Origin of the sequence: Pseudoalteromonas sp. T1lg48, assembly GCF_002964785.1 — a bacterium.
Classification (GTDB): Bacteria; Pseudomonadota; Gammaproteobacteria; order Enterobacterales; family Alteromonadaceae; genus Pseudoalteromonas.
The window spans coordinates 426,138-451,812 of the sequence record NZ_PQCC01000004.1 but is presented as its reverse complement, the minus strand read 5'-3'; the positions used below and the strand labels follow the sequence as shown (position 1 = coordinate 451,812).

Here is a 25,675-nt window from a genome sequence, read left to right as displayed (position 1 = left end):
TTATGCCCCGGTGCTTATCAAGCTATCGGCACTACCATAGCGGCGACAGCGTTGTTACACTCGTGAATTCGTTCTTGGTTTGCGCTGCGGGAGAAATTGGGTGTCGCGTCAGTTAATAAAATTTGCCACCTATTTGGTGTTGTTTGTGCTTGGCCTGGGGCTGACCCATACCTTAACGCAGGAGCAGTTACTGGAGCAAAACCAAGAGCGCACCGCCCGCCATGCAACGGCTTTGAACGATTATATTCACAGTGAATTTACCCGCTTCAGTACCATTGTTTCGTTTTTGAGTAGTAGCGCCTTGGTGCACCAGGCACTTCAATATGACCAACAGGATAACGCCGTAGATCGCTACCTAAGCGATGTGCAACGGGCCAGCGGCGCCTCCGATGTCTATCTGTTAAATGCCCAGGGTACTGTGGTGGCCAGCAGTAACTGGCACCTGCCGCACAGCTATAAGGGCAATAATTTTGCCTTTCGCCCTTATTTTGCCCGCGCCATGGCCGGGGAAACGGTGACCGATTTTGCCCTTGGCCAACGCTCCATGCGTCGCGGCTTTTATTTTTCCAAGGCGGTTGATTTTGCCGAGAATGGCCGAGGCGTGATCGTGCTTAAGGTCAACGCCAGTAAATTTGAAACCGATAAAGCCCGTTTAGATACGGGCGAAGAAAGTCATTTTGTCCTGCTTGATGCTAATGATGTGGTGCTGCTCTCCGATCACCCCGACTGGCAACTGCATGCCACTAAAGCGCTCAGCGGCGAGAAGCAGCAGCAAGTCGCACAGTCGCAGCAGTTTTTAGGGCAGACGATTAATCCCCTAGGGTGGCACTGGCTGGCCAACGATGGTCAAATTATCGCTGAGCAGCGGCGTTATTTGGTCAGCGCCTCGACCTTGGAGGGGACCTCCTATCGGCTGCTGATGCTCAGTCCTATCGTTCCCTTTAACGAGGTGCACGCGGCGCGTTTAGGTCTGGCCATGTTACTGCTGCTACTGGTGATTGCGCTTGTCGAATACCTGTCGGTCAAGGTCGCAGGCTATCGGCAACTGTTATTTAGTCAACGCACGCTGGAAGAGCAGGTGCAGGAGCGTACCCGGGAGTTAGAGCAGGCCCAGGACGCGCTGATCCGTGCCACCAAGCTGGCCACCATAGGCCAGTTGAGTGCCAGTGTGAATCATGAAATCAATCAGCCGCTCAGTGCCATGAGCGCCTATGTGGCCGCGTGCAAACGCCTGCTGATGCGCTCTGAGCCGGAGAAGGCGATGGAAAACCTGCAGTTGATAGAGCAGTTGATCCGCCGCGTGCACGCCATCGCCGGCCAGCTTAAATCCTTTAGTCAAAAGCGTCCGGTGAAGATGCAAAGCATCTCGCTGCAACAAAGCGTGCAAAATGCCCTCTTGGTAGTTGGCCCCGAGCTCAATAAACATCATGTCAGTGTGCATGAATCCGGGCTCGAGGTGTCGGTGTGGGTCGACCCTTATCAGTTTGAGCAGGTGCTGGTGAATCTGCTGTCCAATGCCTGCCATGCCATGGAGCACTGCCAGAACAAGTGGCTGCGCCTGGAGGCAAGCAGCAACGAGAGTAAGGTGTACTTGTCCATTATCGATAATGGCCCGGGCATAGACCAGCACGCCCTCAGTACCATTTTTGAGCCCTTCTATACCACTAAGTCGGAGCATGGTTTAGGCTTGGGGCTGTCAATTTCAAAACAAATTATCGAATCCTTTCAGGGTAACCTCAGCGCCCATAATCATCGTGATGGCGGCGCCGAATTTTTGCTTAGCCTGCACCAACAAGAGCCACAATCATGAGCCGAGAACAAACCATTTATGTTATTGATGACGAAGCCAGCATTCGTCATTCGCTACAACAACTGCTCGAGCTTGAGGGCTATCGGGTGCAATGTTTCGACGATGCTAGCAAGGCCTTGCATAGCCTTAATCGCCGCTTTGATGGCGTGGTACTCAGCGATATCAGCATGCCAAATATGGATGGCATCAGCTTTTTGCAGCAGGTGCAGCAATTTGACTCCGAGCTGCCGGTGATCTTTTTGACCGGTTATGCCGATGTCAGTACCGCGGTAAAGGCCATGCAACTGGGCGCCTATGATCTGTTTGAAAAGCCGATTACCGAGCAGCTCCTTGATTGCCTGGCGCGCGCCCTAGATAAGCGCACCCTGGTGTTGGAAAACCGCCAACTAAAACGCCAGGTGCAAAAACAATCGGCACCCGGGGTACGGATTTTGGGCGAGACCCAACAAATGCAGCAGATGATGCAACTACTTGATGCGGTAATAGACACTCCGGCGGACGTGCTGATTGAAGGGGAAACCGGCACCGGCAAGGAGCTGGTCGCCCGCTACCTGCATGAGCAAAGCCAGCGTGCCAATCATCACTTTGTCGCCATTAACTGTGGCGCCATTCCCGAGCAGCTGATAGAAAGCGAACTTTTTGGTGCCGCCAGTGGCGCCTACACCGGCGCCAATCAGGCCCGCGAGGGGAAGTTCACCTATGCCAATGGTGGCACCGTCTTTTTGGATGAAATCGAAGCCATGTCGCCAAGCCTGCAGGTGAAGCTGCTACGGGTGTTGGAAGAGCGTCAGGTGACGCCGGTGGGCAGCAATCAGGGCATTGAGCTCGATATTCGCGTGGTGGCCGCCACCAAGGTCGACCTGCAAACCCTGGTCGATGCCGGGCAGTTCCGCGCCGATCTGTATTTTCGTCTTAATCTGGTGAAGGTGCCGATCCCGGCGCTGCGCCAGCGTAAGGCGGATATTCCTTTGCTTTATCAGCATTTTTTATCCATCGCCGCAACCCGTTTTCATAAACCAACCCAGCCGCTCAGTGATGCGCTGCGGGCGCGGTTAATGCAGTATGACTGGCCAGGCAATGTGCGCGAGCTGCGTAATCATGCCGAGCGCACCTTGCTGCTGGGAGAGCAGTTGGCGCAGCAATCCGTTGGCACACAGGAGCAGGAAGTGTTAAGTCTGGCGCAAAAGGTGGCCTATTACGAGCAGTCACTGATCGAGGATGCCCTGGCGCAAAGTCAAGGCAGTATTAAAGAGGCGATGGCCTTGTTGCAGATACCGCGTAAAACCTTGTACGACAAGATGGCCAAGTATGCACTACAGCGCACCATGTACACCTAAACTGTGTGTGGGTTTGGTGATAAATACGTAATTCTGTGTGCGGAAATCCGCACATTTATCTTGGTCTTTTTCGCTGGTTTATTGCTAAATCATTGTAAAATAGCGTTTTAAAAAGTTGGTTAGGTTTTTGTATGTGTCTTTGTTAACAACAAGTAGGATACAGCAATGATAAAACAACTTACATTTACCAGCGCCGCCATGCTTATGGCCGGAGTCACCACGGCCCATGCGGCCGACTATGATATTTATGGCAAGGCCGAGGTGCAGATTGCCCACACCGACAAAGGGGTGATGCGCTATACCGAGGAAGGCACCCAGATAGATGCACCTTTTTCGCGCATCGGCGTCAAGGGTCAGCATGCCCTCAACGACACCACCCAATTAGTTTTTAAATACGAGGTACAGGTGAAGGGGTTTGATGGCGACTCAACCAATGATCCATTTTCCGCCCGTAACACCTATGTCGGCGTGCAATCTCAATATGGCACAGTGCTGGTGGGACGCAACGACACCCGCTTTAAATACTCCGAAGGCAAGGTTGATCAGTTTAACGAAACCCAGGGCGATATCGCTCAGGTATTGGCCGGGCAATCCCGGGTGGGCGACAGCATCACCTACAGCACGCCGAAGTTTGGGCTTTGGGCGGCAGCGGTAACCTGGGTTCCTAAAGATGACAGCAACAGCGAAGACAATGGTGTTGCGGCGCTATTAAGCTATGGCGACCGCGGCCTTAAGCGCACCCCTTATTTTGTTGCCTTGAGCTACTCCGATGCTTTGGGTGATTTACAGGCCTCTCGGGTAACGGCCGCCTATCGCTGGCAGCAGCTGCAACTGGGCGCCATCGTCCAGCGCAGTGAAAACCTGGCTGGCGATAAAGAGGGCGATGGCCTGGTACTGAGTGCGCGCTACTGGCTCAGCGACGCCTGGCAGCCCAAGTTGCAATACAGCCGCGATGACAGCGGCCTGCGCCATGAGGGCGATGCCGAGCAGTTTACGGTGGGCGTCGACTACGTGGTCGACAAGCAAACCACCTTTTATCTCCTTGCCAGCCAATTGGAACTCGATACCAGCGATGACACCAGCACCGCTTTGGGTCTAAAGTATATGTTCTAAGGGGAGCGACAAATGACCGAAAACAAACCAAATAAAATCAATCGCCTGGTCTTCTTATGGCTAGGGCCCCTGGTGATGCTGCTGACCTGTTTAATCGACCCGCCAAGCGGCATGTCGGTGGCGGCCTGGCGCACAGCAGGTTTAACCGTGTGGCTGGCCTCTTGGTGGGTCACCGAGGTGGTGCCCATTCCGGCGACCTCCCTGTTGCCTTTGGTGGTGGTACCCCTGGCCGATATTGCCTCCATTAAGGCCGTAGCCGCGCCCTATGCGCATCCGCTTATCTATCTGTTTTTAGGTGGCTTCTTGCTTTCCATCGCGATGGAGCGCTGGGGCCTGCATAAGCGTATTGCTCTAACTACTTTGTTGTTGGCGGGCAGCAAACCCAGCATCCAGATCATGGCCATGATGCTGGTTACTGCGTTCTTATCCATGTGGATGTCGAATACCGCCACTGCGGTGATGATGTTGCCCATAGCGCTTTCTGTCGTTCATTTATTGCGCGATAACGGCAGCGAGTGCGATAACTTTGGCAAGGCGCTGCTCTTATCTATCGCCTATGGAGCCAGTATCGGCGGTATTGCCACGCTGATCGGCACCCCGCCTAATGCGCTGATGGCCGCTTATTTGGCCGACAGCTATAACATAGAAATTGGTTTTGCCACCTGGATGTTGATTGGTGTGCCGCTGTCTGTGGTAATGCTGGCCTTGACCTGGCTGTGGCTCACCAAGGTGATGTACAAGGTGGATAAAACTGCGGCCCAGGTGGAAACCCGAGGCATGTTTAAGCAACAGCTTGCAGCACTGGGTAGCATGTCACGGGCGGAGAAAGGCGTATTAGCCGTGTTTGCACTTGCCGCCGTCAGCTGGGTATTGCGCCCCTTGCTGGCCAAGGCCACCGGGCTGGCTATTTCTGATACCGGTATTGCCATTGCCGCAGCGCTGTTGCTGTTTATTTTGCCCGCCAAAAAAGACAGTGAGGAGCGTATTCTTGACTGGGACAGCGCCGCCAAGGTGCCTTGGGGGATCTTATTGTTGTTCGGCGGGGGCTTAACCCTGGCTGCCAAGATTAAATCATCGGGCCTGGCCGATTATATTGCCAATATGCTCAGTGGTGCCGGAGCCATGGAACTGGCATTGGGGATTTTAATCGTTACCGCGCTTATCACCTTCTTAACCGAGATCACCAGTAATACCGCGACCGCCGCTGGTTTCTTGCCGTTGCTTGGCCCGGTGGCCGAGTCGATTACCGGCACGCCTTTGGTGTGGGTGATCCCCGCCGCCATCGCCGCCAGCTGTGCCTTTATGATGCCCGTGGCCACGCCACCCAATGCCATCGTCTTTGGCTCGGGTGAGCTGAAGATCAAGGACATGATACGCGCCGGTTTTGTGCTTAACCTGATCGCCATCGGCCTTATCACCCTGGTGACCTTAACCCTGGCCCCCTTAGTGCTGGGCTTTTAAAGGCAAAGGCTTAATAGACACATATCTTTCCTAACCAAGGGCCGCCTAGCGGCCTTTTTTATTACTTGATTTTAGGGCGTTTTTGTTGTCCTCTGTTTCTTTATTTAGCGTGACTAGTTTGATGGAAACGCCAAAATATCCGGCATGAGTGCTTATCAGCCTTTGCCTAAATACAAAAATAATCCCTTTACCTAGTGTCGACAGGAAGTTCCGTGAATATACATTTAGTTGTAGCCCATCCAGAAAAACAGTCTTTCAATTTTGCCCTGCATGAACTGGCGGTCAGGGTATTGACAGAGCAGGGGGCGACCTTACGGATCACTGATTTATATGGCGAACAATTTGACCCTGTGGCCGGCCATAATGATGTTATCAATTTGCCTGAGTTGGGAGCTTTCAACCTTGCTAAGGCTCAGCGCTGGGCCCTTGAGCATCAGGCCTTTTGCGCGGATATTTATCAAGAGCAGGAAAAACTAATCGTAAGTGATGTCCTAGTGATGCAATTTCCGCTTTGGTGGTGGTCATTTCCGGCGGTGCTCAAAGGCTGGATAGACAGGGTGCTGAGCTCAGGTTTTGCCTATGGTGAGGGGGCTAGTTTAGCGCCTAAAAAGGTAATGTATTCTATCACCACAGGCGGAGCCAGCGATCAGGCGGAGCTTGATTACTACCGCGATAAAATAGCCGGCTTATATCAGGATATTTTTGGCTTTATCGGTTGGCAGGCATTGCCGCCATTTATTGCGCACGGGGTGCAGAAAAAATCACTGCCCGAGCGTCGGTCGCTGCTTGAGCAGTACGAACGGCACTTGCTCACGCACTTAGTCGAAAGCCAAACCACAGGCGTTGCTGAGCATGCCTGACTTTTCGATAGACTTTCTCGCACCGAGGGATTGTCTCTAGGCGATAAGTTGGCGATATTGCGCCGGGGTTAGGGTGGTAACTTGCTTAAAGGTGCGCCGAAACGAGGTTTCATCGCCATAGCCCAATCGATCCACCACTTCCTTCACCGACAACCCCTGGTAGGTGATGAGATCGCACGCCTGCTGAATTTTTACCAAACGCATAAACTGCGCCGCCGACAACTCCGTGCTGCTGGCGAGACGCCGCGCCAGGGTTCGGGTCGACATATTCATGGCTGAAGCAAAATTGCTCAGGGTTAAATCCTGCACCGGCGTTTGTTCAACCCAGCGATAGGCTCGCGCCACTTCCGGAGATTTCGATTTGATCATTTCGATACGTTGCCACGGCAGGGAGGCTTTTTGAGGTCTGGCAATCACCATCAGCTTAGTGATATCGGCGAGAATAGCGGCGCCGCAATGACTTTGGATCAGCGTGTTGGCAATGGCCAAATAGCCCTGTACGCCACTGCTGGTGGATAACTGCTTGTCCTGAACCAGGGTGTCATTAAATTGCCAGTTAACGCCTGTAAAAGCGGTGCTAAGGTATTGGGCTAACCACCAGGTAGCGGTGGCGCGGCGGCCCTCCAATTGTTTGCTGGCGGCCAGCAGACACACCGCGGAGCAATAGCCCCACAGCTGGGTCGTTGACGGCAGCCGACTGAGCGTGTCGATCAGCTCGCGATTTACCGCCAGCGCTTTTGTGCAATCCTGCTCCGAGCTGGCCCAAAAGCCGGGCAATAAAAGGGCATCAAACTGGCCTTCGGCAAGGCTGGTTTCGGGCTCGATAGTGATGCTCGGGCCCTGAGAGGCTAAGGTCAGGGTAACGGCAGCGCCGTCGACGCTGGTAAAGACACATTCGAAGGTGCGCTGTTGTGTTCTTTGATTGCACGCAGTGAGTATTTCGGCAAAGGCCATCAGGCCCGAGGGGATACAGCCGGGGTAAACAACAAGACCTATACGCATAATTGGCAATAATTGTATTAATTGTGACTTAATTAGCCATATTAGGTGCCGCGATGGCGAAATACAATAAGGTCATTGTTACTTTTTCGAGCACCTCAATGAAAATTACCCAGTTACGCAATGCCACAGTGATCATTGAATATAAACAAGTGACCTTATTGGTGGACCCCATGCTGGCGCCACAGGGCAAGGCGCCGGCGCTAAAATACCTGGGGGCAAAACGGCGCAAAAACCCACTGGTAGAGTTGCCGGATAACAGCGAGGAGTTACTGGCCAAGGTCACTCACTGCTTGATCACCCATTGCCAAAAAGGTCATTTTGATCATTTGGACCGTGCCGCGGTGCGCTGGTTACGGCAAAGGCAAATTCCGGTGCTGGCCGCTAACGCCGATGAGGCGTTTTTGCAAAAACGCGGTTTGCATGTGATGCCCCTGTCGTCAAAAATGAGCAATGCTTTTGCCGGTGGGCTTATTGAGCTAGTGCCTTGTGTTCATGGTCATGGCATAGTGGGGAAGCTGATGGCCCATGGCGTTGGTTATTACATTGAAATGCCAGGGGAGCCCAGCGTGTATATCACCGGCGATACCTTGCTGACAGAGACCATTATCGATTTTGTGCAAGCCCGGCAGCCCGATGTGATTATCGCTCCGGCGGGGGGAGCGCGCTTTGATTTTGGTGGCGAAATTATTATGGGTGCCGAGGATGTGTTGGAGCTGGCATCCATCGCTTACGGGCAGGTAATAGCCAACCACTTGGAAGCGCTGGATCATTGCCCGGTAAGTCGCCTACAGTTGGGCGAAGCGGCGTTGGATGCCGACCTGGGCGAGCGCGTGCTGATCCCCGATGATGGTCAGACATTGGCATTTTAATGGCGATTAACGCCGAGCTTTATTTTTGGAGGCAGTAGGGTGACTCATATTCTTTGTTTTGGCGATAGTATTACCCGAGGCGAAAACGACGCGGCAGCAGGCGGCTGGGTCGACAGATTAAAAGCACGGGAAATTTGTCGGTTTGTTACCGGTTCACGGGCTGAAACCTGCGTGTTCAATATGGGCATAGGCGGAGAGACCAGCGATGGTCTGGTGCAGCGCTTTGCTAATGAGCTTGCGCCGCGTATGGCTTCGCCGCAGCGTACTTTTGTTACCCTGGCTTATGGCGCTAATGATGTGGCGATCACGGCGCAGCAGCGCAGCGTACCCCTAGCGCGTTTTATTAGCAATTTGCACATCTGTATCGAGCATGCCCTGGATATGGGCGTCCAGCCGATTTTGATCAATATCCTGCCCGTTGCCCAATGCTTGGATGGTGTGACCAATAACCTGGGTAAGCGCCGCCTGAATACGGATATAGCCAGTTATAATCAGGCCTTGGCGCAGTTGGCCGAGGAGACCTCGGTGCCGCTTATCGATGTTGCGGCCTTGTTTTCCAATAGTCGGGGTGGATTCGGGCTATTGACCGCCGATGGCGTACACCCCAACAGCGCCGGACACCGGCTGCTGTTTGAGTGTATTGATAGCCATCTCGAGAAAATCACCCAGGGAGAGCCTGTGGCACTAGTGGATATGCAGCTCTAGCTTATTATCCAGTATGGGCAGCAGGGCGCGCTCGCGACGCAAGTCGTCCTGTTCATGCTCAAGGCGATGACGACGGTGTTTAAGCTCGCGGCGCTGCTCGCGGGTCAGTTCTTCTGAGTGCAGTTGCCAGTGAATGTGTTTCAGTTCGTCGTCAATCTGGTTGAGTCGCGAGGAAATTTCATTGCGATGGCGATTCACCACGTATCTGTCATGGCCTTGCTGCCAGGCGAGGCGAAATTCTTCGCTGCGACAAATGGGGTTGTAGTCTCTGCCATTGAGGCCTTGGGTAAAGGCGTTTTCCGGCTCGCAATAATCTTTTAAGCCCTCCTGGTGGCCGCGCTTATAGTCTTCCAAGGTCGGGCGCACACCGTATTCGAGGCAGTCATAAATAATGTTTTTACCATTGGCTAGGGTGCGACCTTGCTGGCCATGACCAAAGCCGATATCAAACCAGTCACCCCGTTCACATTGTTGCTGCGATATGCTTGAGCAGCCGCTGAGCAAAGCCAGCATCATTATTATTAATCCGCTTTGGACTAAACCCATAGTGATATCCTGTTGTAGTTATTATTGAAATACCGACTTGAAGCAGTATCTAGCGCCGTCAAAATGGCACAAATTAGGGGTAATTTACCCAAGTTCAGTGAGTTATTAAAGAGTAGTGAGGATGAACAAGCGCTGTTTTTGAATCAACAGCGCTTGCTAGACGCGTTCCGAGTGAGGCGCCAAAACACCTAAGTTAGCGGGCAAACAACAGGCTTAAGCGTCGTTTCAGCTCGGGCTTGTCGAGCTGGCCATAATAGAGCAGCAGATCACTTTTGCCGTCGTCGTTGATATCCGTGCTGCTAATATTGCTGCCGGATTGCGGCAGGGCGAGCTTTTGTTTTTGGCTGCGGGCAAAGGCCTGCTGGCCCTGATTAAGGCGATAGACCAGGGTGTCGTTATCTTGTGAAAACAGCAGATCCTTGCGGCCATCGCCATTGATATCGGCGAGCATGACCAGGGGTTGACTGGCGCGACCCTTACTGATGCTGAAGTTCATTTCCGTTTCATAATCCAGCGACGGCTTTTTCGGGAACTGCCCTTGCTGATTTTGCCAATACAGCAGAATATCCTGATCTATGCTGCTGGCCAGCAGCGCCGAGATCACTTGCGAGACCCCGAGCTCAAAGCTGGCGACCATCACTTCCAGGCGACCATCGCCGTCGATATCTTGCAGTTGCAGGTCTGTTAAGGTGCCCTCGGCGCTGACCGTGGTATCGGCCTTATTGGCGTAGCTAAGCTGGCGCTGCTTATCCAGGCTACCGTAATAAATTTCGTAATCATTGCTTCTATCGAACACCCCGGAGCTCTTGGTGTAGCGCACCACTAAATCGGGGATGGCATCGCCATTAATATCCTCAAAGCGCTCTAATTTGCGGTATCTAAGGTCGCTTTGGTCCAGGGGCTGGCCGTCATCATCGAGCTGATCCCACCAGTCTATGCTGTAGATGCCACCGCGGATCGCCAGTTGCTGATGCTCAAAATGCCGTTTATGGGCGTAGTAAAGGTGCAACTTACCTTCATGCAAATTGGCAATATCCAGGCGACCATCCCGATTCAGATCCAGCGTAAACACCTGTGCCGGCGAGGCATTGAGTTCAACGCCTTTAAGCACGCTGTGGCTGCCAATATCCAGGCTGACCTTTTTATGGCCACCTTCGTGTTGTGAAAGCCACACGTGCAAGTCGGTGAAATCCGCCAGCATGATGTCGCTGTCGCCGTCGTTATTAAAGTCATGGATAAAATCGATTTGGCGCATAAAGTTACTGCGCTTAATGCGATAAATGGAAGACACATCGGCAAACGCAAACAGGCGCGCCTCGCCTTGTTGCTGCGGATACTGATAGCGGCCCACATGATCATGGGCTAAGAAGTAAAGCGTTTGCTCGGCCTTTTTCTGCTCACTGATATCGTAAGCAAAATACTCTTCGCCGATGGCAAAGCGGTCAACCTGTTGCAGCTTGCCATCGACCACGGCCAGCACCGCCACCTGATGGGCCTGGGCTTCATTGCGACCAAAGACCACAATTTCCTTGCCCGGATGAGGCGTGAGATCGGCGCTTAGCGGTGTGCGACTGATATTAAAATCAAGATCTATGCTCAGAGCCTGGAATGGTTCGGCCTGAACGGGCGTTGCCATCAGGCCCAAAGGCAGGCTGGCCAACAGTGCTGTTTGTAGAAATCCCTTCATGGTCAACTCTAATAGTTCGCATTATTTCTACTACAGTGCCAACAGCAGCACTCGAGTGCAAGGGTCAATATGTAAGCAAGTGTTCGTATTATGCAAGCAAGCGTTAACACCATACGAGCAAGTGTTAGCACCATGCTGGCAAGCGTTGGCACCATGCGAGCAAGCGTTGGCACCATGCGAGCAAGCGTTAGTTGCTAATCTGTGTTTTTATGAAAGTCCGCCAGCCAGCGTTGCCATTGGCTGTCATAGCCCTGCATATGGCGATGTTGTTTGGAGTTCATGTGGCCCTCGCGGTCTCGCTCGCTTTGAAATGGGCCGGCGCGGCACAGTAGACAGCAGTGCGGGTCATCAAGGTGATGGCGTCGGTGGCAATGCGTGCTCATCTCACTCTCGGCGTTGAGGGCGTAGGTGTAGGTAATGCCCAAGGTGTCTTTAACATGCTTGTCGCGGTCAACATTGCGTACCTTGTAGCCGGGAAAGCGACGTAAATCGAAGGGCTGCTCGCCTAAGAAGTTCATCGGCGTACGCGATGTTAAGGCATGGTCTAACCCCCAATGGCTATAGGGTTTAACGTCTTTGGAGGTGATATAGCACAGGCCCGCGCCTTGTGGTTCGAGGGCATAACGGGCGCTGTTAAGTAAATACCGGTGTAACAGGGCGCGATTGAGAATATTCAAGCCGCCGTTTTGTTTTGCCGCGGTAAAGGCCTGCTCTGAGCCGAGCTGGCTTAACAGCGGAAACTGGAAAATAACCAGATCGAAGCGCTTTTCACCCAGGCGCTGCCAGCTTTCGGTGGCGGTGACGTCAAACTCAAAATCAAGGCTGACCTTTGCAGCGCGCAATGCGTCTATGCCGTGGTGCTGATATTTATCGCGCAGCGTTGTTTCGCTGTCGTACACACTGCCGTGTAACTGCGACGCCGGGTAGAAATCCAATAAGGCCTTGGTGAAGGTGAGGTCACCATCGCCTACGCTTAACACCCGCCAGGTACGCTGCAAATACATGACTACTTATTCGCCTTGTAGCGTCGTCTCGTCGCGGCGCAGAGCTCCGGCGGCATACAAACGTGCCTTTAGAGATTCGATGGCGATTTGGCGAATAAGCACGTGCAGGGCAATCAGGGCGGCAATGGCAAAATGCACCGGCCCATGGGTGAAGCCCAGCTCCGGGTTGTAAATGGTGGCGCCAAACATGATAAACAGCAAGACCAGGGCAATTTCCAGCAGCTGGTTACTGTAGAAGGTCAGTTTGCCTTCGCGCTTATGGTCTTTTTTAATGTTCACAGCGCAGAAAAACGGGATCACTTTAACCTTAAATGCGGCATTCTTCTCAACATAAATCTCACCTATTTCATCCAAGGCGCGGCGCAGGGCATCTATCATAATTTTGCTCGTGTTCTGTTAGGCCGGCGCAGTGTAAAGCAAAGGCGCCGGACTGTCTAAGGGTTCAGTCGAGAAGGCTGGCGATCATCAGCAGGTGGGTGACAAACACCACGGAAGTCAGCACAAAGCGCATCTTGCGATAGTCCTTATGGTACTCCTGCCAGGCGGGCGCCTTGACCTCAAAGAGTAACACCAGCCAATAGCTGGCACTGAGCCAGGCCAGGGTGAAAATGCTGTTGCCTAACGGCAGCAGCGGAATGGGTAAAATAGGCACTATGGCGGCAATGGCGCGGCCCTGGGGCTGGTTGCCCGGGCGCCACAGCTGACCGGCTAAAAAGCTGACAATGGCGATGCTGTAATAGATAAATAAAGGCGCCACAGACTCGCCCTGGCCGGTCAACAAGGTCCAGCCCTGCATGGCCAAAAATGGCAACAAACCCAAATAACCCAGTTGAATATGATTTACATAGCGCTCAATAGCCACAAATAACTCCGCAAATTAGCAACCTACCAATTGTACGTGTCAGCGGGCATTAAGTTCAATAAACTTTCCACCTGCTTTTTTAGGGTAATTGCCTGCGGTTCGAGGTGCTGATAGCTGAAGGGTTAATCATATTCATTAAGAAGCGAGCAGGGACATGCAGGTTAAGTTCTTAACAGAGGATCAGGATCACCCCGAGGTACTCTCTGAGGTACTTGAAGTCTTATGGCAGTGCGTGGTCAATACACGCCTGAGACCCTGACCGAGCAGGTGAAAAAGCAACAGGCCCAGGGCTATCTGCTGGTTTAAGGGCTACGCTCAGGCCAATCAATGCACGCAAATCCACCTCGACTCCGGTGTGCAGCGCTTCCCCGCCCACCGTTTTTATCTGCGTGAGTGCTTTGATATTGCCAGCCATCATTTTTCTTTGCTTGATGTCTAATCGCCGCTGAGGCACTCTGTAACTAAAAGAGAAATAAGCTATTTATACCCTCATTGATATCAAACGGTGAGGGGGCTTCCGGCTAATAAGGAAAAGCGATGTACAAAGGAAGTTGTCTGTGTGGTTCAATCCAGTTTTTGTTGCATGGCAGTGTGACGGACATCATTCACTGCCACTGTTCGTTATGCCGCAAGGCCAGTGGCAGTGCCTACGCTACCAATGGCTTTATAAATGCCGATGAGCTGGAGCTGACGGATAATAACGGTATGCTGACTTTTTTTGAAAGTAGTGAGGGTAAGCGAAAATACTTTTGTAAAACATGCGGCGCGCCCATCTATAGTGCAAACGCGCAATCCCCAACAAGATACCGTCTTCGTCTAGGAGCCCTGGACAGTGCTATTTCCGAGCGTCCCATTTCCCATAATTTTGTAACTTCTAAGGCAAACTGGGAAGACTTGGATCTGATGCTTCCCCGTTATGAGAAGCACGAGCCCGGACGAAAATAGGCGCAGTTGGTAGCTTGCCAACTTAGGTGTTTGATACCCACCGTTTACTCGGGACTTTTGGTTGCAAAAGTGTGCAGTATGTCGATGCACCTTTTCGTAATAAGTTGTTTTTTCCCGCCCAGATGAGCACTGACAATGGCTCCTTCCTTCATAAGGCAAATGGCATCAAGCAATAGGCCATCGGCGCTCTTGAGGTGGCGAGCGATGATTTCGCGAGTCGCTTCTTTATGGTGATGACAAAAGCGAAGGATATCGCTGTTAACATCACTAAACTCCGCCGAGGTATTGATAAAAAAACAGCCCCTAAAGTCTCCGAGTTGGGATTCTCCATCGTTAAACCAACTTTCCAATGCCGAAAATAATTTCAGGACAACTTCCTCATCTGATTTAGCTCCCGTCAACACTGTTTCTAACCAGGCGGCAAAAGTATCGTGTCGTTGCTGCAAGGCGGCTAACACCAAAGCCTCTTTACTTTGAAAATAAGCGTAGAGTGTGCGCTTGGCAACGCCGGAAACATTCAGTATTTCATTGATACCAATAGAGTTAATTCCATTTCTATAAAAAAGCGTGAGGGCTGTATCTACCAGCAATTGACGTTTTTGGCTCATGGGATGCCTCCTTTATATGCATATTGACAAAGGTAGACCGAATTGTCTACATTAATGCGAGGTAGACAGAGTGGTCTACTTTTTTTGGGAGTTTTAAATGAACAATCTAGTGTTATCGGTTATTGCGGGTGTTGGCGCTTTCCTGGCCATAGGTTTACTTTCTTTTTTTGACGCCACAATGAGCAACGTGGCCTTGCTTATGGCTCCGTTTGGAGCGACGGCGGTACTCGTTTTTGGCGTGCCGGAGAGCCCACTAGCGCAACCAAAAAACGTGATTCTGGGTCACTTAATTACTGCATTTGTTGGTGTATTCTTCAGCCAATATCTGGAGGTATCACCCTTAACATTATCTTTAGCAACTGGCATTGCCGTCAGTGCCATGCTGGTAACCAAAACCACCCATCCGCCCGCAGGCGCTAACCCTCTGCTGATTATGTTGTCGGGGCAAACTTGGTCGTTTCTTTTTACTCCGGTGCTGGTGGGGGCGATTTTGATCGTTTTGGTCGGTAAAGGTATGCAGATGGTGCTGAAGCAATACCAAAAAACGGCTAACTGACAAAGGGGAGCTGAGGCTGGCTGACAACGGCGAGGTTATCAGCCAGTGCTGGCAAAAGGTTAAGCTATTTGTTATCAATGGAGCAATAAACGAGCAGGGAAGCTTTTAAACGCACTCACGTGATACCTTTCCCGCCACTAAGCTATTAGCTACTGCCTAATATTCGAGGTAACCCAATGAGGCATGTATGTGAAACCGAGCGCTTGACCATCAGGCAACTTGATTTAAGTGATGCCGAGTTTATTCTGCGCTTACTCAATGACGAGTCCTTTCTACGTTATATTGGCGATAAGAAGGTTCGTACCTGGGAAGATGCGATTAACCATCTGACAAATGGCCCCATGGCCAGTTACAAAAACCATGGTTTTGGCCTGAACCTGGTGCAGTTAAAAGGTGAATCAACAGCCATAGGCATGTGCGGGTTATTAAAAAGGGAAGAGTTGGATTATCCGGATTTGGGCTACGCGTTTTTACCCGAATTTTGTGGCAAGGGCTATGCTAGGGAAGCGGCCGAAGCTATGTTAAAACAAGCGGTGGTCAAGCACGGCATGCAAACAGTGCTGGCCGTTACCGCCCCAAATAATCTAAGATCCATGCACTTGTTGGAAAGTATCGGCTTTAATTTAAAAGGGACCCAGGAGCTGTATGGCTTAGAAAATAACCTCTTTGAGTACCGCAGCTTGTAAGCAAGTACCTATAAAATAACGCAAGAATATATCTTAACGTCACAGGCTTCATGGAGGCATTTTGAACGGACCAAGCCCAGAAGATAAAGAGCCCATGAAAGGGTTTCCCCAAGTAGGGTATTTAAAGAACTTTATTACGTCTGAAAATATTATTGTCGGGGACTACACCTATTACGACGACCCCGAAGGGCCAGAGCGGTTCGAAAGCAATGTGCTTTATCATTTCCCGTTTATCGGCGACAAACTCATAATCGGAAAGTTTTGCGCCATAGCCAAGGATGTAAAATTCATTATGAATGGCGCCAATCATAAGGTATCCGGCTTTTCTACTTACCCGTTTCAGATATTTGCTAACGGTTGGGATAAGGTGATGCCCAAGCCGGGCGATCTGCCTTATAAAGGTGATACCGAAGTTGGCAACGATGTCTGGATTGGCTATGACGCCACTCTTATGCCCGGCGTTAAAGTGGGTGATGGCGCAATCATTGCAAGTAAGTCTGTGGTAACGGCCGATGTTCCAGCCTACAGCGTGGTCGGCGGCAACCCAGCCAGGGTCATTAAATACCGCTTCGATGAAAGCGTAATCAAAGAGCTTTTAGCAATAGCCTGGTGGGACTGGAGCGCCGAAAAAATTACACAACACTTAGAAGCAGTTGTGGGCTGTGATCTGGCGGCACTGCGCAAAGCCAATAAGCCCTAAAGGGCAGTATTAACCAGCACCATGACCCAGGTTAAAACTCTTACCCTCGCCATCTCTGCCGGCATTGTTGCCCTTGTAGTTGGCGCGATCGCCTTCACCCTTAGTTGGAATCTGTGGGATTACTGGGGCGGCCCCATGCCTGGAATTCAGGTGTTGCTGTTTCCCGGAAATTTGACTCTGATCCATGTGTGGCACCCCTTATTCACAGACGAAGTGAGTTTTTGGCCTAAGCTCGCGCTTCTTTTTATTGGCCAGTTTGTCGTTGTTACCCTGGTGGCGGCCCTTTTTATCGGCCCGGTTAGAAAGTTTAATTGCCTCTTTGCCCATGCAAACCGCTAGCGCGCGTTTCGTATCAGGGAGATGATAACGTGTTTGCTTGCATTGAAGACTTTGATGGGGGGGTTTTGGTTGGGGCGACAAAGTACCAAAATAATTTATAACAAGGCGATCCGCCGCGTTAGCTATTTTTTAAATTTAAGGAGCTACACTTGGAAAAGGTGTTAGTCAGTGCGTGCTTGCTTGGAAACAAGGTTCGCTACAATGCGAGTTGCTTATCTGTGCCAGAGTCTGATTTAAATTGGCTGCAATCAGGTGTTGAACTTGTGGTTTGTTGTCCCGAAGTTTCGGCAGGTTTACCCATTCCCAGAGCCCCGGCTGAAATAATCGCAGGTCAAGGAGTTGACGTCCTGCAAGGTGCTGCAAGTGTTGTGGGCAATGATGGTGTTGATGTCACTCATCAGTTTATTGTTGGCGCCAAAAATGCGTTGAAGCTATGCCAAGAACAACAAATAAAGTACGCGGTGCTCGCTGAGGGCAGCCCCTCCTGCGGTAATGCAAAAATCTACGATGGTACATTTAGCGGCACTAAAGTAGATGGTTTGGGAGTAACGGCCGCATTACTAGAACGTGAGGGTATTCGCGTATTCAGTCAATATACCATAGCTAGCCTTAGAGCAGAGCTGGAACAAGATAGCTAACACGGCGTGATATGTATGGGTGAAAAAACGAATCAATTAATTGAGGTTTTAACCGAGCTTCGACAGTTAACATCAGAAGATGACCAAGAGCATTGGGTTAAATTTTTGCTCCTTGCTGAAACCAGATTAAAAAAGTCTGACTTTTCAGGGATAGAGCATTTGTTGGCTGGCTATGGCGGGCTGGGTTCATTTAATGATGTTTGGATCCAATCAAGTAAAGAAAAAGATGAAAGGTTTTGTTTTTTAAGGTCCAAGGCTTGGGACCTGGCAAATTACATTAAGGAAAATCATGAATTTATCACTTAACAAGGTGCTGAGGTCATGTCGGACTTCGCCTTCAAGGTCGATGCGGTACGCGCTAAAGTGCAGCCCCTTAGCGGCGCGTTAGGGTGAACCCAAACAACGGAGATATAAATTATGCTCGGTGTAAATGAACTTACTGCTTTTTTCGGTTGGTGTACTGTAATAAATCTGGCTTTTTATTTGCTGTCCGCATTTTTTATTTTGGTATTTAAAGATTTCACTATTAATCTTCACAGTAAAATTGCAGGCGTCGCGCCTTCCGAATTACCACGTATATACTTTAATTTCATGGGTAATTATAAACTCGGTATATTGCTTTTAAACCTTACACCCTATATCGCACTCAAGTTAATGGGATAGACAAAGCTCAGCATAATAAGGTGTTAAGGTGGAACTGTGAAACAAGCCTCTGATGCCAGGGAGTAATGATGAAAATCGTAGAAGGTGATTTAATTAAGCTCGCCCTGGCTGGTGAATTTGATGTCATCATTCATGGGTGCAATTGTTTTTGCACCATGGGGGCAGGTATTGCAAAAGCAATAAAAGCTGAATTTCCTGAAGCATTCAAAGCAGACCTTGATACTGAAAAAGGTTCAAAACAAAAACTGGGTACTTATTCTCAAGCAAATGTAGAAAGAAACGGGAAGGCCATAACTATTATCAATGCTTACACCCAGTTTAATGGGCATGGCCGCGGTGTAAAAGCAGACTACGAAGCAATCCAAAGTGTTTTTTCGCGGCTTAAAAAAGAGTTCAGTGGCTCTCGCTTTGGTTACCCTCTAATTGGCGCTGGGCTGGCGGGCGGTGACTGGAATGTCATTTCGCAAATTATTGAAACCGAGCTAGCCGGTGAAAACCACACTCTGGTGAAATTCGCACCCTAACGAACTTTGACGTGCAGTTTTTAGCGCGCCACCATGCACCTTAATATAGTCCAGTTAAAGTGAACCGTGTACCGTGGAAGGTATCAAGCTTGCAAGGTAAGCTACCTTGTAAGGAATTACTAATAACCTATTAGGCATCTGAAATGTTGATTCAAAGAGTTCTATTATTTGTGGTTACAATTGGGATTACATTATCCGCAGGTGTAGCTGGAATATACGGTGGTGAAGCTGTTGCAGTTAAGTTATTTGGCCCAGAAATATTGATTGGCCCATACACAGCTTTATCACCAAAGTTGTGGGTTCTAATTTTGTTTTTTGGATTGGGTGCACTTGTATCTGGCTTTGGTGTTATTTCCTTATTGGTTATGCCTCTTATGTTCATGTTCCCTAACCATAGAAAGCCTTTCTCCTGGATGAAAAAGCCTTCAAAGAGGCAAATACTGGTTCTAAAGTGGTACGCTGAAGGGCTTAAAAAGTATACGGATGATTTGGAAAGAAACGCCTAGCAAGGTTGTCAAGTTCTCTCCAGCCCTTCGGGCCTGCGCGTTACAGCCAAGCCGTTGGCTTGTATGCCCTTTCAACGGCGTTGATATCAGTTTTTAGCCATACCCATTCACTAAAAAACGCAGACTATCAGGCTCCTCCCGTTTGAATTTGCGCTGCGAAGCCTTGCTTTGGTCGCTCGTCGCCCAACGCGACAAGATCTATCGGCAAAGGCCTCGCCCACACCCAAAGGCGGTCTTAGTAAAGTCATTACTGAGGTAAATCCAGCTCCACCACCTTATCGATAACAAAGCGACGCATCGCCTCGCCATCGACCAGCTTGTACTGCACCTGACGCATTTTTTTCGTCGGCCCGGCATTGGTGTCGTTTTCGCCATAAACAGGGAAACGCTGCACCAGAGAGGTTTCTACAATGGCGAACTCATCATGGCCCATGTAGCCGGCGCTGATCTTAGGCTGCTCGGTCACGGGTTGAAAATAAATCTGGCTCATGGACTTTTTGTTATTCACCGAATAGCCGATCACCTCACCATAACTGCCACTGCCATCGGATTGGGTATAAACCAAGAGCTCGGGAGAGCCATCGGAGTTTAAGTCTTCAATCTCGGCGCCCACCACACGGCCATTAATTCCATGGCTGACCGCCTCGTTACTGATGGATAAACCAAAAGGCGCTATGGTTAGCCGGTTTTCACCTTCGCCCTTAAAAGACGTGACATTAAAGCCAATACCTTGTAACACCAGAGTTTTATTGAAGATGCTTTGGTCCAGCTGGCTGTTATCCAAAGGCTCACTCAGCTTGCTGTAGCCGCCCTTAATCGAGCCACCGCCGGAGCAGAAGAAATTAAGCATGCCTTCGGCTTCAGGGTGTTCTGTGTTGATTTCAATGCCTTGCTCATTGAAGTCAAAGAGTATGGCGGTGCCCTGGTTTTCGGCCTTATAGCGGGTGTCGCTTAATCGCTGTGCCGTGTCCGTGTAGGTACAGGTCGGGCGCTTTCTATCGATACGAGAGCGTATTGATACATTGATTTGCTCGGGGCCGCTTTGGCTCACCTGTACCGCCATCCAGTCATAACCTTGGTCGCGTTTGTGGTATTCGCCACTGACATAATTACCGGCCGGGTTGAATGCACTTGGCACAGGCTTGGTTTTGGCATCCTCCACCGTGTTTGCTTTGGCAGGCATTTGGGCTGATTTAGTGGCCTCAGGTTCATCCTGACAAGCCGCCACACTTATGGCTAAGGCGAGAATAAGGGTGTTCTTGATCATAAGCGGCATCTTGTTGCTTTGTTTCTAAAGAAGAGACTTGTCAATCTAGCATAGAATAATGGCTTTACCCAGCGAGCTAGCCTAGTTTGTGCTGGCTCATGGCCATGATTTGCCCTGAATTTTGTGAGTGGATAACCCTGAAAAATAAAGGGGCAGATCATTTGCACCCAATATCAATCATAAAATACGATTGAAGTAATCTAAACAATCAATTTTATTTATCGATCGCTCATCGTTATCTTAGTAATCAAGCCAGCGGGGCAAGGTACTTCCCGCACTAAATCACTTAAATCATTAAGATAAATGAGAGGATAAAATGAGCAACTCTTTAATCAACACAAAAATCAAACCATTCACAGCCACCGCCTACCACAATGGCGATTTCACCGAGGTGAGCGAGCAGGATCTACTGGGTAAATGGTCAATCGTATTCTTCTACCCGGCGGACTTCACCTTTGTATGTCCTACCGAGCTGGGCGATTTGGCGGACCACTATGCCAAGCTACAGGAAATGGGCGTAGAGGTGTACTCGGTATCAACCGACACCCACTTCACCCACAAGGCTTGGCACGACGCCTCAGACACCATTAAGAAAATCCAATTCCCTATGATTGGCGACCCAACAGGTCAAATTACCCGTAACTTCGGGGTAATGATTGAAGAAGAAGGTCTGGCACTGCGCGGTACCTTCGTGATTAACCCTGAGGGTGAAATCAAGGTCGTTGAAACGCATGACCTGGGCATTGGCCGCAGCGCGTCAGAGCTACTGCGTAAGGTTCAAGCCGCTCAGTACATCGCCACTCACGATGGTGAAGTATGTCCGGCCTCATGGCAGCCAGGTGAAGAGACGCTTGCGCCTTCACTGGACTTAATCGGCAAAATCTAAGTCGTCCGAGTTAAATAAGCCAGACTGTGGCGGTGGAGACACCGCCTTTTTCTTCTAAATTGTTGAGGCAAACCATGTTAGACACTGCAATTAAAAATCAATTATCAAGCCATTTTAGTACGTTGACGGGTGACATAGAGCTGGTTCTTGCCCTCGACGACACGAACAAAAGTAACGAATTACAGGCGCTGGCCAATGATCTTGCATCGCTAAGCGAGCGCATTCGCGTCAGTACAAATAACGACGAACAAGCCCGCCGTCCATCGATGACGGTTAAGGGCGAGCAGGATACGGCCATCGCCTTTGCCGGTGTGCCCATGGGCCATGAGTTTACCTCTTTGGTACTGGCCATACTGCACAGTGGTGGCGTTGCCACCAAGGCCGATGCGACTCAGGTTGAGCAAATTAAAGCACTGGATAAGGAACTGAATTTTGAGATTTATATCTCCTTAAGCTGTCAGACCTGTCCGGGCGTGGTGCAGGCCCTTAATACCATGGCGGCACTGAACACACGGATCACCACTACCATGGTCGATGGCGCCTTATTCCAGGAGGAAGTGGAGGCCCGCAATATTATGGCGGTGCCCACGGTATACCTAAACGGTGAAGTTTTCAGCCAGGGCGCCATCAGCCTAAACGATATCCTCACCAAGGTGGACGAAGGCGCCAGTGCCCGTCAGGCCGAGCTGTTAAATGAAAAAGCCCCCTACGACGTACTGGTTGTTGGTGGCGGTCCGGCCGGTGCATCCGCGGCCATTTATGCGGCTCGTAAGGGGTTGCGCACCGGCGTGGTGGCGGAGCGCTTTGGCGGCCAGGTTGCCGATACCCTGGCGATTGAGAACTTTATCTCGGTCAAGGCCACCGAAGGCCCTAAGCTGGTGGCCCAGCTTGAGGAGCATGTTAAAGACTATGATGTGGACGTGATTGATAACCAGCGTGCATCGCGACTTTACAGTGACAATGGCAACCACATTGAGCTTGAAAACGGCGCCACCTTAACGGCTAAGGCCGTGATCCTGGCCACCGGTGCCCGTTGGCGTGAAATGAACGTGCCCGGTGAGCGCGAATATCGCGGCCGCGGAGTGGCCTACTGCCCGCACTGTGACGGCCCCTTGTTTAAAGGCAAGCCCGTGGCGGTAATTGGCGGTGGTAACTCGGGTATTGAGGCGGCCATTGATCTGGCCAATATCGTAGAGCAGGTCACTGTACTTGAATTTGCCGATACCCTGCGTGCCGATGAGGTCTTGGTGCGCAAGGCGCAGAGCATGGCCAATATCACCATCATTAAAAGCGCGCAAACCACACAGGTGCTGGGCGATGGCAATAAGGTAACGGCGCTGGCCTATACGGATCGCAACACGGGCGAGCAGCATCAGCTCAGCATTGCCGGGGTATTTGTACAAATCGGTTTGGTGCCTAACACCGAATGGTTGAAAGAAAGCGGCGTGACCTTGTCAAAATTCGGCGAAATCGAGGTGGATAATCGCGGTGCCACCAATGTAGAGGGCGTGTATGCGGCGGGCGATGCCACCAACTCCGCCTTTAAGCAAATTATTATTGCCATGGGCTCAGGCGCCACCGCAAGCCTGGGCGCCTTTGACTACCTGATCCGTCATGGCCAGGAGTAAAGCCTAACCAGCTACTGCACCTACACCCTGAAATCTCCAGTGGTGCAGTGTCCTAGCCGCTCAATTGAGCGGCTTTTTTTGTTTTAGTTGAGCGAGCTTAGTGAAAGACCATTTCTTGCTCTTCCTCTCGCGCTTCTAACTCGCCAACATGCCAGTAAAAAGCGCCTATTTCCTGAGTCAGGCGTTTTTTAACCCAGGCCGGATAGGCGGCATCGTCCGTGGGGGTCATCTCAAAGGAGTCTGGACCCATGGCATTAGTTGCGAGCTCTGCAAACGCCTGTGCGTAAGCGCGACTGGCGCCGTCCTTGTCGCGTTTATCCACAAGCGGCAACACCAAGGGCAGGGGGCAATTGATATTCATAAAGGCTTGTAAAACGCCCCATAGTTCGGTGGCGGCGCTGACATTAATGGCGCACCAGGTGCTTAAGGGCACGCGTCGTCTAGGCGTTTTTTGTGGGTAGCGCGGGTAAATTTCTAAGGTGGTGCTTGGCGGCTGGGTTTGATTGCCCGGGCTAAAATTTGCGTAAGCGTTCAGCTCGCTAAAATGGCAGCGCCATTGCAACACCTTATTATGGTAATGCTCGACCATGCCTTTGTTGCGCTGGAACACCAAGTAGGGATAAAAGCGTGTTACCTGCATTTTGGTCTTTTTATAGATAAAGGGCAGGGCGGCGGAGGTTAGAAAAAGCGCGACATAGGCGGGAGTATTGACGGGCTCTGACAACACCTGGATCAGCATAAAAGGCCAGCCTAAAAATATCATCAAAAAGTTCAGGGCATTTAGTCCCCAGAGCAGATTGCCAAGCCAAGATCGTTTCCAACTATAGAAAGTGAGGGAATCGTTACTCCAGTAATACTTATGTTTGGCGATAAAGCCTGCTTTATCCAGCCGTTGTGACGGCTTCATGTCTAGCAAAGATAGGATATGCAGCGGCTGCAAATTGATCAGCGTGCTGTAGTCGAGCCTATGCATATTAACGTGCTCTTCGGGACAGAGTATATCCCTGCCAGCATCCAGGTATTCTTGATACCGCCAACGCAGGTAGAGGTGAGAAAGCAACCAAGGCGCTGCCGCCGCGATTGCAACCGCAAACCAATAACCGGCAAATTGCCAGGCATGGCTATCGGCGATGATGTTTTGCCAAAACAGGCCATGACTAAGAGCCAGGCCAACGCTTACTCCTGTGCCAATGAGCAGTAAGGGGACCGCAAGCAGGGCAAGTATAAAGAACACCTTGTCCAGGGTGCGATAGGCAGAGGAAGGCCGTGGGAAGTCAAATTCGTCGGCCACAGGTTCAGCCAGGCTGAGTGTGTGTTGATCTGGCCCCTGCCAGGGAGACGTCCCTCGAGAATAAGTCGATGCGGTGGCGGGTTTAGTAACTGCGTTATTCATATCTGACATCCTGTCGTATTGGCCATTAAGGCTGAGAAATGGGCGTAGAAGGCACCGTTAGGGTGTACTGATAAACGCCTGTGCGGCGTTGCGGCCCATGGCATAACCGGCATCGAGTTTAGCTAAATCCCGAGTGGTGCGGGAGATGTCAAACTCAGTCGGTGGGGCAATAATATGGATCTCGCAGTCGCTTGGCGGCTGCATAATGAAATCCAGGCTGGCATTATAATCGGCCCAGCGGGTAGCCATGCGTTTTGCCAGTGCCGGCGTATCTCTTAACAGGCGTTGAGTCAGCCAATTAAATTTCGCCGGTTTTTTACGATAGCCCAGGGGCTGAGATAGGATCACGGTGATCTTATTGGCACCCATGGCGTAGGCCTGGCGCACGGGAATGGAGTCGCCTATGCCGCCATCAGTATAGCATTGGCCCAGGTACTCGGGGTAATCCCGGTACGCCAATGGCAAGGCACAGGAGGCCTTTAGCACCTGCTCCAGATTCTCAGCCGTGCCTTGAATGTACTCGGCCTGGGCGTTGTGCACATTGGTGGCTACCACATAAAAAGGGGCACTTTGGCTGGCAAAGGTCGCCAGGTCTAAGCGAATTTCACTGATGGTTTTATGCCACAACCAGTCCAAATCAAACAGGTGGCCACCGCGGACAAAGCGTCCATAGCTGATAAATTCGGGGCGACAGGAATAGTCGGTGATCACCTTGTAGTTACGGCCGTGTTGGGCGCACAAAAAAGCGGCGATGTTGGTGGCACCGGCCGACACGCCAAAGTACATATCAAAGGGTTGGTAATTGGCCGCCAGCCAGGCATCGAGTACGCCGGTGGCAAAGATACCGCGCATTGCGCCGCCTTCTACGACCAGGGCGTGCTTAAGAGAAGAAGTTGCCATGCTAATACCAACACTTTGTTTATTAGGGAGTTTATTTTCAGAACAGCCTACCATCTAACGGTTTTACGAGCCAGAAAATGGGACCAGCGTCGGCGCTATGCTTTGTTCGGGCTTGGGAGCTGTTACGCGCCCCTCATGTCATCATGGCTGATTTTACAGCATTCGCAGCGGCGAAGTGCT

At 50.9% G+C, this 25,675-nt stretch carries 29 protein-coding genes; 18 read left to right on the top strand and 11 right to left on the bottom strand.

Annotation, left to right across the window (positions count from 1 at the left end; translation table 11 throughout):
* Positions 1-100 precede the first annotated feature (100 nt).
* The 5 genes from C2M29_RS07520 (at position 101) to C2M29_RS07500 (ending at position 6,581) form a co-directional block, all read left to right on the top strand.
* Positions 101-1,810: a sensor histidine kinase gene (locus C2M29_RS07520; RefSeq protein ID WP_158684671.1), complete on the top strand. Its 1,710-nt coding sequence runs from the start codon at positions 101-103 to the stop codon at positions 1,808-1,810.
* Complete coding sequence (locus C2M29_RS07515) at positions 1,807-3,147, top strand: sigma-54-dependent transcriptional regulator (protein WP_105189161.1); 1,341 nt, start codon at positions 1,807-1,809, stop codon at positions 3,145-3,147. The genes C2M29_RS07520 and C2M29_RS07515 overlap by 4 nt, the downstream gene beginning before the upstream one ends.
* A 165-nt stretch (positions 3,148-3,312) precedes the next feature.
* Complete coding sequence (locus C2M29_RS07510; RefSeq protein ID WP_105189160.1) at positions 3,313-4,260, top strand: porin; 948 nt, start codon at positions 3,313-3,315, stop codon at positions 4,258-4,260.
* Positions 4,261-4,272: 12 nt separating this feature from the next.
* Positions 4,273-5,721 carry an SLC13 family permease gene (locus C2M29_RS07505; RefSeq protein ID WP_105189159.1) on the top strand — a complete coding sequence of 483 codons (1,449 nt, stop codon included), beginning with the start codon at positions 4,273-4,275 and terminating at the stop codon, positions 5,719-5,721.
* Positions 5,722-5,933: 212 nt separating this feature from the next.
* Positions 5,934-6,581, top strand: a complete 648-nt coding sequence (locus C2M29_RS07500) for an NAD(P)H-dependent oxidoreductase (RefSeq protein ID WP_158684670.1) — start codon at positions 5,934-5,936, stop codon at positions 6,579-6,581.
* Between the two features lie 36 nt (positions 6,582-6,617).
* Here C2M29_RS07500 and C2M29_RS07495 read toward each other — a convergent pair whose 3' ends face one another.
* Positions 6,618-7,583: a GlxA family transcriptional regulator gene (locus C2M29_RS07495; RefSeq protein WP_105189157.1), complete on the bottom strand. Its 966-nt coding sequence runs from the start codon at positions 7,581-7,583 to the stop codon at positions 6,618-6,620.
* A 53-nt stretch (positions 7,584-7,636) separates the two neighbouring features.
* Here C2M29_RS07495 and C2M29_RS07490 point away from each other — a divergent pair, with 53 nt between their 5' ends.
* Together C2M29_RS07490 and C2M29_RS07485 are read left to right on the top strand one after the other, a co-directional pair.
* The gene (locus C2M29_RS07490; protein ID WP_199774868.1) at positions 7,637-8,452 is read left to right on the top strand and encodes an MBL fold metallo-hydrolase; all 816 of its coding nucleotides are present in this window, start codon (positions 7,637-7,639) and stop codon (positions 8,450-8,452) included.
* Between the two features lie 39 nt (positions 8,453-8,491).
* Positions 8,492-9,157 (top strand): SGNH/GDSL hydrolase family protein, encoded by a 666-nt coding sequence (locus C2M29_RS07485; RefSeq protein WP_158678888.1) that lies wholly within the window; start codon positions 8,492-8,494, stop codon positions 9,155-9,157.
* Here the strand turns inward: C2M29_RS07485 and C2M29_RS07480 are convergent.
* From C2M29_RS07480 to C2M29_RS07460, 5 genes are all read right to left on the bottom strand, one after another.
* Positions 9,137-9,703 (bottom strand): DUF2799 domain-containing protein, encoded by a 567-nt coding sequence (locus C2M29_RS07480; protein ID WP_105189155.1) that lies wholly within the window; start codon positions 9,701-9,703, stop codon positions 9,137-9,139. The genes C2M29_RS07485 and C2M29_RS07480 overlap by 21 nt on opposite strands.
* A 193-nt stretch (positions 9,704-9,896) precedes the next feature.
* Complete coding sequence (locus C2M29_RS07475) at positions 9,897-11,390, bottom strand: FG-GAP repeat domain-containing protein (RefSeq protein WP_105189154.1); 1,494 nt, start codon at positions 11,388-11,390, stop codon at positions 9,897-9,899.
* Positions 11,391-11,584: 194 nt separating this feature from the next.
* Positions 11,585-12,394, bottom strand: a complete 810-nt coding sequence (locus tag C2M29_RS07470; protein WP_105189153.1) for a Rossmann-like fold-containing protein — start codon at positions 12,392-12,394, stop codon at positions 11,585-11,587.
* Between the two features lie 6 nt (positions 12,395-12,400).
* Positions 12,401-12,772: a hypothetical protein gene (locus C2M29_RS07465; RefSeq protein WP_105189152.1), complete on the bottom strand. Its 372-nt coding sequence runs from the start codon at positions 12,770-12,772 to the stop codon at positions 12,401-12,403.
* Positions 12,773-12,836: 64 nt separating this feature from the next.
* Positions 12,837-13,250 (bottom strand): DUF3429 domain-containing protein, encoded by a 414-nt coding sequence (locus C2M29_RS07460; RefSeq protein WP_105189336.1) that lies wholly within the window; start codon positions 13,248-13,250, stop codon positions 12,837-12,839.
* Positions 13,251-13,793: 543 nt separating this feature from the next.
* On the opposite strand from C2M29_RS07460, the gene C2M29_RS07450 reads away from it, so the two are divergent.
* Positions 13,794-14,201, top strand: coding sequence for a GFA family protein (locus C2M29_RS07450; protein ID WP_105189151.1), 408 nt, complete (start codon positions 13,794-13,796; stop codon positions 14,199-14,201).
* A 44-nt stretch (positions 14,202-14,245) separates the two neighbouring features.
* Here the strand turns inward: C2M29_RS07450 and C2M29_RS07445 are convergent, their stop codons facing one another.
* Positions 14,246-14,809 (bottom strand): TetR/AcrR family transcriptional regulator, encoded by a 564-nt coding sequence (locus C2M29_RS07445; protein WP_105189150.1) that lies wholly within the window; start codon positions 14,807-14,809, stop codon positions 14,246-14,248.
* 97 nt (positions 14,810-14,906) lie between these two features.
* Between C2M29_RS07445 and C2M29_RS07440 the strand changes: the two genes are divergently transcribed.
* The 3 genes from C2M29_RS07440 (at position 14,907) to C2M29_RS07430 (ending at position 16,751) form a co-directional block, all read left to right on the top strand.
* Positions 14,907-15,365, top strand: a complete 459-nt coding sequence (locus C2M29_RS07440) for an HPP family protein (RefSeq protein WP_105189149.1) — start codon at positions 14,907-14,909, stop codon at positions 15,363-15,365.
* A gap of 176 nt (positions 15,366-15,541) precedes the next feature.
* Positions 15,542-16,051, top strand: a complete 510-nt coding sequence (locus C2M29_RS07435; protein WP_105189148.1) for a GNAT family N-acetyltransferase — start codon at positions 15,542-15,544, stop codon at positions 16,049-16,051.
* Positions 16,052-16,112: 61 nt separating this feature from the next.
* A complete protein-coding gene (locus C2M29_RS07430; RefSeq protein WP_105189147.1) occupies positions 16,113-16,751 on the top strand; it encodes a Vat family streptogramin A O-acetyltransferase in 639 nt (212 codons plus the stop codon).
* A gap of 9 nt (positions 16,752-16,760) precedes the next feature.
* Here C2M29_RS07430 and C2M29_RS16575 read toward each other — a convergent pair whose 3' ends face one another.
* Positions 16,761-16,937 (bottom strand): hypothetical protein, encoded by a 177-nt coding sequence (locus C2M29_RS16575; protein ID WP_158684669.1) that lies wholly within the window; start codon positions 16,935-16,937, stop codon positions 16,761-16,763.
* A 302-nt stretch (positions 16,938-17,239) separates the two neighbouring features.
* On the opposite strand from C2M29_RS16575, the gene C2M29_RS07420 reads away from it, so the two are divergent.
* The 5 genes from C2M29_RS07420 to C2M29_RS07400 all read left to right on the top strand — a co-directional run bounded on the left by C2M29_RS07420 (position 17,240) and on the right by C2M29_RS07400 (position 19,421).
* Complete coding sequence (locus C2M29_RS07420) at positions 17,240-17,728, top strand: DUF523 domain-containing protein (protein ID WP_105189145.1); 489 nt, start codon at positions 17,240-17,242, stop codon at positions 17,726-17,728.
* A gap of 15 nt (positions 17,729-17,743) precedes the next feature.
* Entirely contained in the window at positions 17,744-18,034 is a 291-nt protein-coding gene (locus C2M29_RS07415) for a DUF6966 domain-containing protein (protein WP_105189144.1), read from the top strand.
* 111 nt (positions 18,035-18,145) lie between these two features.
* The gene (locus C2M29_RS16830; protein WP_105189143.1) at positions 18,146-18,391 is read left to right on the top strand and encodes a DUF6868 family protein; all 246 of its coding nucleotides are present in this window, start codon (positions 18,146-18,148) and stop codon (positions 18,389-18,391) included.
* A 65-nt stretch (positions 18,392-18,456) separates the two neighbouring features.
* Entirely contained in the window at positions 18,457-18,915 is a 459-nt protein-coding gene (locus C2M29_RS07405; protein WP_233998375.1) for a macro domain-containing protein, read from the top strand.
* Between the two features lie 143 nt (positions 18,916-19,058).
* Positions 19,059-19,421: a hypothetical protein gene (locus C2M29_RS07400; RefSeq protein ID WP_105189141.1), complete on the top strand. Its 363-nt coding sequence runs from the start codon at positions 19,059-19,061 to the stop codon at positions 19,419-19,421.
* 247 nt (positions 19,422-19,668) lie between these two features.
* On the opposite strand, the gene C2M29_RS07395 is transcribed toward C2M29_RS07400, so the two are convergent.
* Positions 19,669-20,688 carry a PliI family lysozyme inhibitor of I-type lysozyme gene (locus tag C2M29_RS07395; protein ID WP_158684668.1) on the bottom strand — a complete coding sequence of 340 codons (1,020 nt, stop codon included), beginning with the start codon at positions 20,686-20,688 and terminating at the stop codon, positions 19,669-19,671.
* 316 nt (positions 20,689-21,004) lie between these two features.
* On the opposite strand from C2M29_RS07395, the gene ahpC reads away from it, so the two are divergent.
* Together ahpC and ahpF are read left to right on the top strand one after the other, a co-directional pair.
* The gene (gene ahpC / locus C2M29_RS07390; RefSeq protein ID WP_105189139.1) at positions 21,005-21,574 is read left to right on the top strand and encodes an alkyl hydroperoxide reductase subunit C; all 570 of its coding nucleotides are present in this window, start codon (positions 21,005-21,007) and stop codon (positions 21,572-21,574) included.
* A 74-nt stretch (positions 21,575-21,648) separates the two neighbouring features.
* Positions 21,649-23,202, top strand: coding sequence for an alkyl hydroperoxide reductase subunit F (ahpF, locus tag C2M29_RS07385; RefSeq protein WP_105189138.1), 1,554 nt, complete (start codon positions 21,649-21,651; stop codon positions 23,200-23,202).
* Positions 23,203-23,299: 97 nt separating this feature from the next.
* Here ahpF and C2M29_RS07380 read toward each other — a convergent pair whose 3' ends face one another.
* Both C2M29_RS07380 and C2M29_RS07375 read right to left on the bottom strand, forming a co-directional pair.
* On the bottom strand, positions 23,300-24,595 hold the full coding sequence (locus tag C2M29_RS07380; RefSeq protein WP_158684667.1) for a hypothetical protein: 1,296 nt from the start codon (positions 24,593-24,595) through the stop codon (positions 23,300-23,302).
* Between the two features lie 57 nt (positions 24,596-24,652).
* Complete coding sequence (locus C2M29_RS07375) at positions 24,653-25,495, bottom strand: patatin-like phospholipase family protein (protein ID WP_105189335.1); 843 nt, start codon at positions 25,493-25,495, stop codon at positions 24,653-24,655.
* Positions 25,496-25,675: the final 180 nt, after the last annotated feature.

Coding starts and splice junctions, on each gene's coding strand:
- C2M29_RS07445 (WP_105189150.1), bottom strand. CDS start 14,809: ATGAGCCAAAAACGTCAATTGCTGGTAGATACAGCCCTCACGCTTTTT.
- C2M29_RS07505 (WP_105189159.1), top strand. CDS start 4,273: ATGACCGAAAACAAACCAAATAAAATCAATCGCCTGGTCTTCTTATGG.
- C2M29_RS07440 (WP_105189149.1), top strand. CDS start 14,907: ATGAACAATCTAGTGTTATCGGTTATTGCGGGTGTTGGCGCTTTCCTG.
- C2M29_RS07405 (WP_233998375.1), top strand. CDS start 18,457: ATGATGAAAATCGTAGAAGGTGATTTAATTAAGCTCGCCCTGGCTGGT.
- C2M29_RS07375 (WP_105189335.1), bottom strand. CDS start 25,495: ATGGCAACTTCTTCTCTTAAGCACGCCCTGGTCGTAGAAGGCGGCGCA.
- C2M29_RS07495 (WP_105189157.1), bottom strand. CDS start 7,583: ATGCGTATAGGTCTTGTTGTTTACCCCGGCTGTATCCCCTCGGGCCTG.
- ahpF (WP_105189138.1), top strand. CDS start 21,649: ATGTTAGACACTGCAATTAAAAATCAATTATCAAGCCATTTTAGTACG.
- C2M29_RS16830 (WP_105189143.1), top strand. CDS start 18,146: ATGCTCGGTGTAAATGAACTTACTGCTTTTTTCGGTTGGTGTACTGTA.
- C2M29_RS07510 (WP_105189160.1), top strand. CDS start 3,313: ATGATAAAACAACTTACATTTACCAGCGCCGCCATGCTTATGGCCGGA.
- C2M29_RS07465 (WP_105189152.1), bottom strand. CDS start 12,772: ATGATAGATGCCCTGCGCCGCGCCTTGGATGAAATAGGTGAGATTTAT.
- C2M29_RS07435 (WP_105189148.1), top strand. CDS start 15,542: ATGAGGCATGTATGTGAAACCGAGCGCTTGACCATCAGGCAACTTGAT.
- C2M29_RS07475 (WP_105189154.1), bottom strand. CDS start 11,390: ATGAAGGGATTTCTACAAACAGCACTGTTGGCCAGCCTGCCTTTGGGC.
- C2M29_RS07400 (WP_105189141.1), top strand. CDS start 19,059: ATGTTGATTCAAAGAGTTCTATTATTTGTGGTTACAATTGGGATTACA.
- C2M29_RS16575 (WP_158684669.1), bottom strand. CDS start 16,937: ATGGATCAGAGTCAAATTTCCGGGAAACAGCAACACCTGAATTCCAGG.
- C2M29_RS07415 (WP_105189144.1), top strand. CDS start 17,744: ATGGGTGAAAAAACGAATCAATTAATTGAGGTTTTAACCGAGCTTCGA.
- C2M29_RS07395 (WP_158684668.1), bottom strand. CDS start 20,688: ATGATCAAGAACACCCTTATTCTCGCCTTAGCCATAAGTGTGGCGGCT.
- C2M29_RS07450 (WP_105189151.1), top strand. CDS start 13,794: ATGTACAAAGGAAGTTGTCTGTGTGGTTCAATCCAGTTTTTGTTGCAT.
- C2M29_RS07490 (WP_199774868.1), top strand. CDS start 7,637: ATGGCGAAATACAATAAGGTCATTGTTACTTTTTCGAGCACCTCAATG.
- C2M29_RS07480 (WP_105189155.1), bottom strand. CDS start 9,703: ATGGGTTTAGTCCAAAGCGGATTAATAATAATGATGCTGGCTTTGCTC.
- C2M29_RS07380 (WP_158684667.1), bottom strand. CDS start 24,595: ATGAATAACGCAGTTACTAAACCCGCCACCGCATCGACTTATTCTCGA.
- C2M29_RS07470 (WP_105189153.1), bottom strand. CDS start 12,394: ATGTATTTGCAGCGTACCTGGCGGGTGTTAAGCGTAGGCGATGGTGAC.
- C2M29_RS07515 (WP_105189161.1), top strand. CDS start 1,807: ATGAGCCGAGAACAAACCATTTATGTTATTGATGACGAAGCCAGCATT.
- ahpC (WP_105189139.1), top strand. CDS start 21,005: ATGAGCAACTCTTTAATCAACACAAAAATCAAACCATTCACAGCCACC.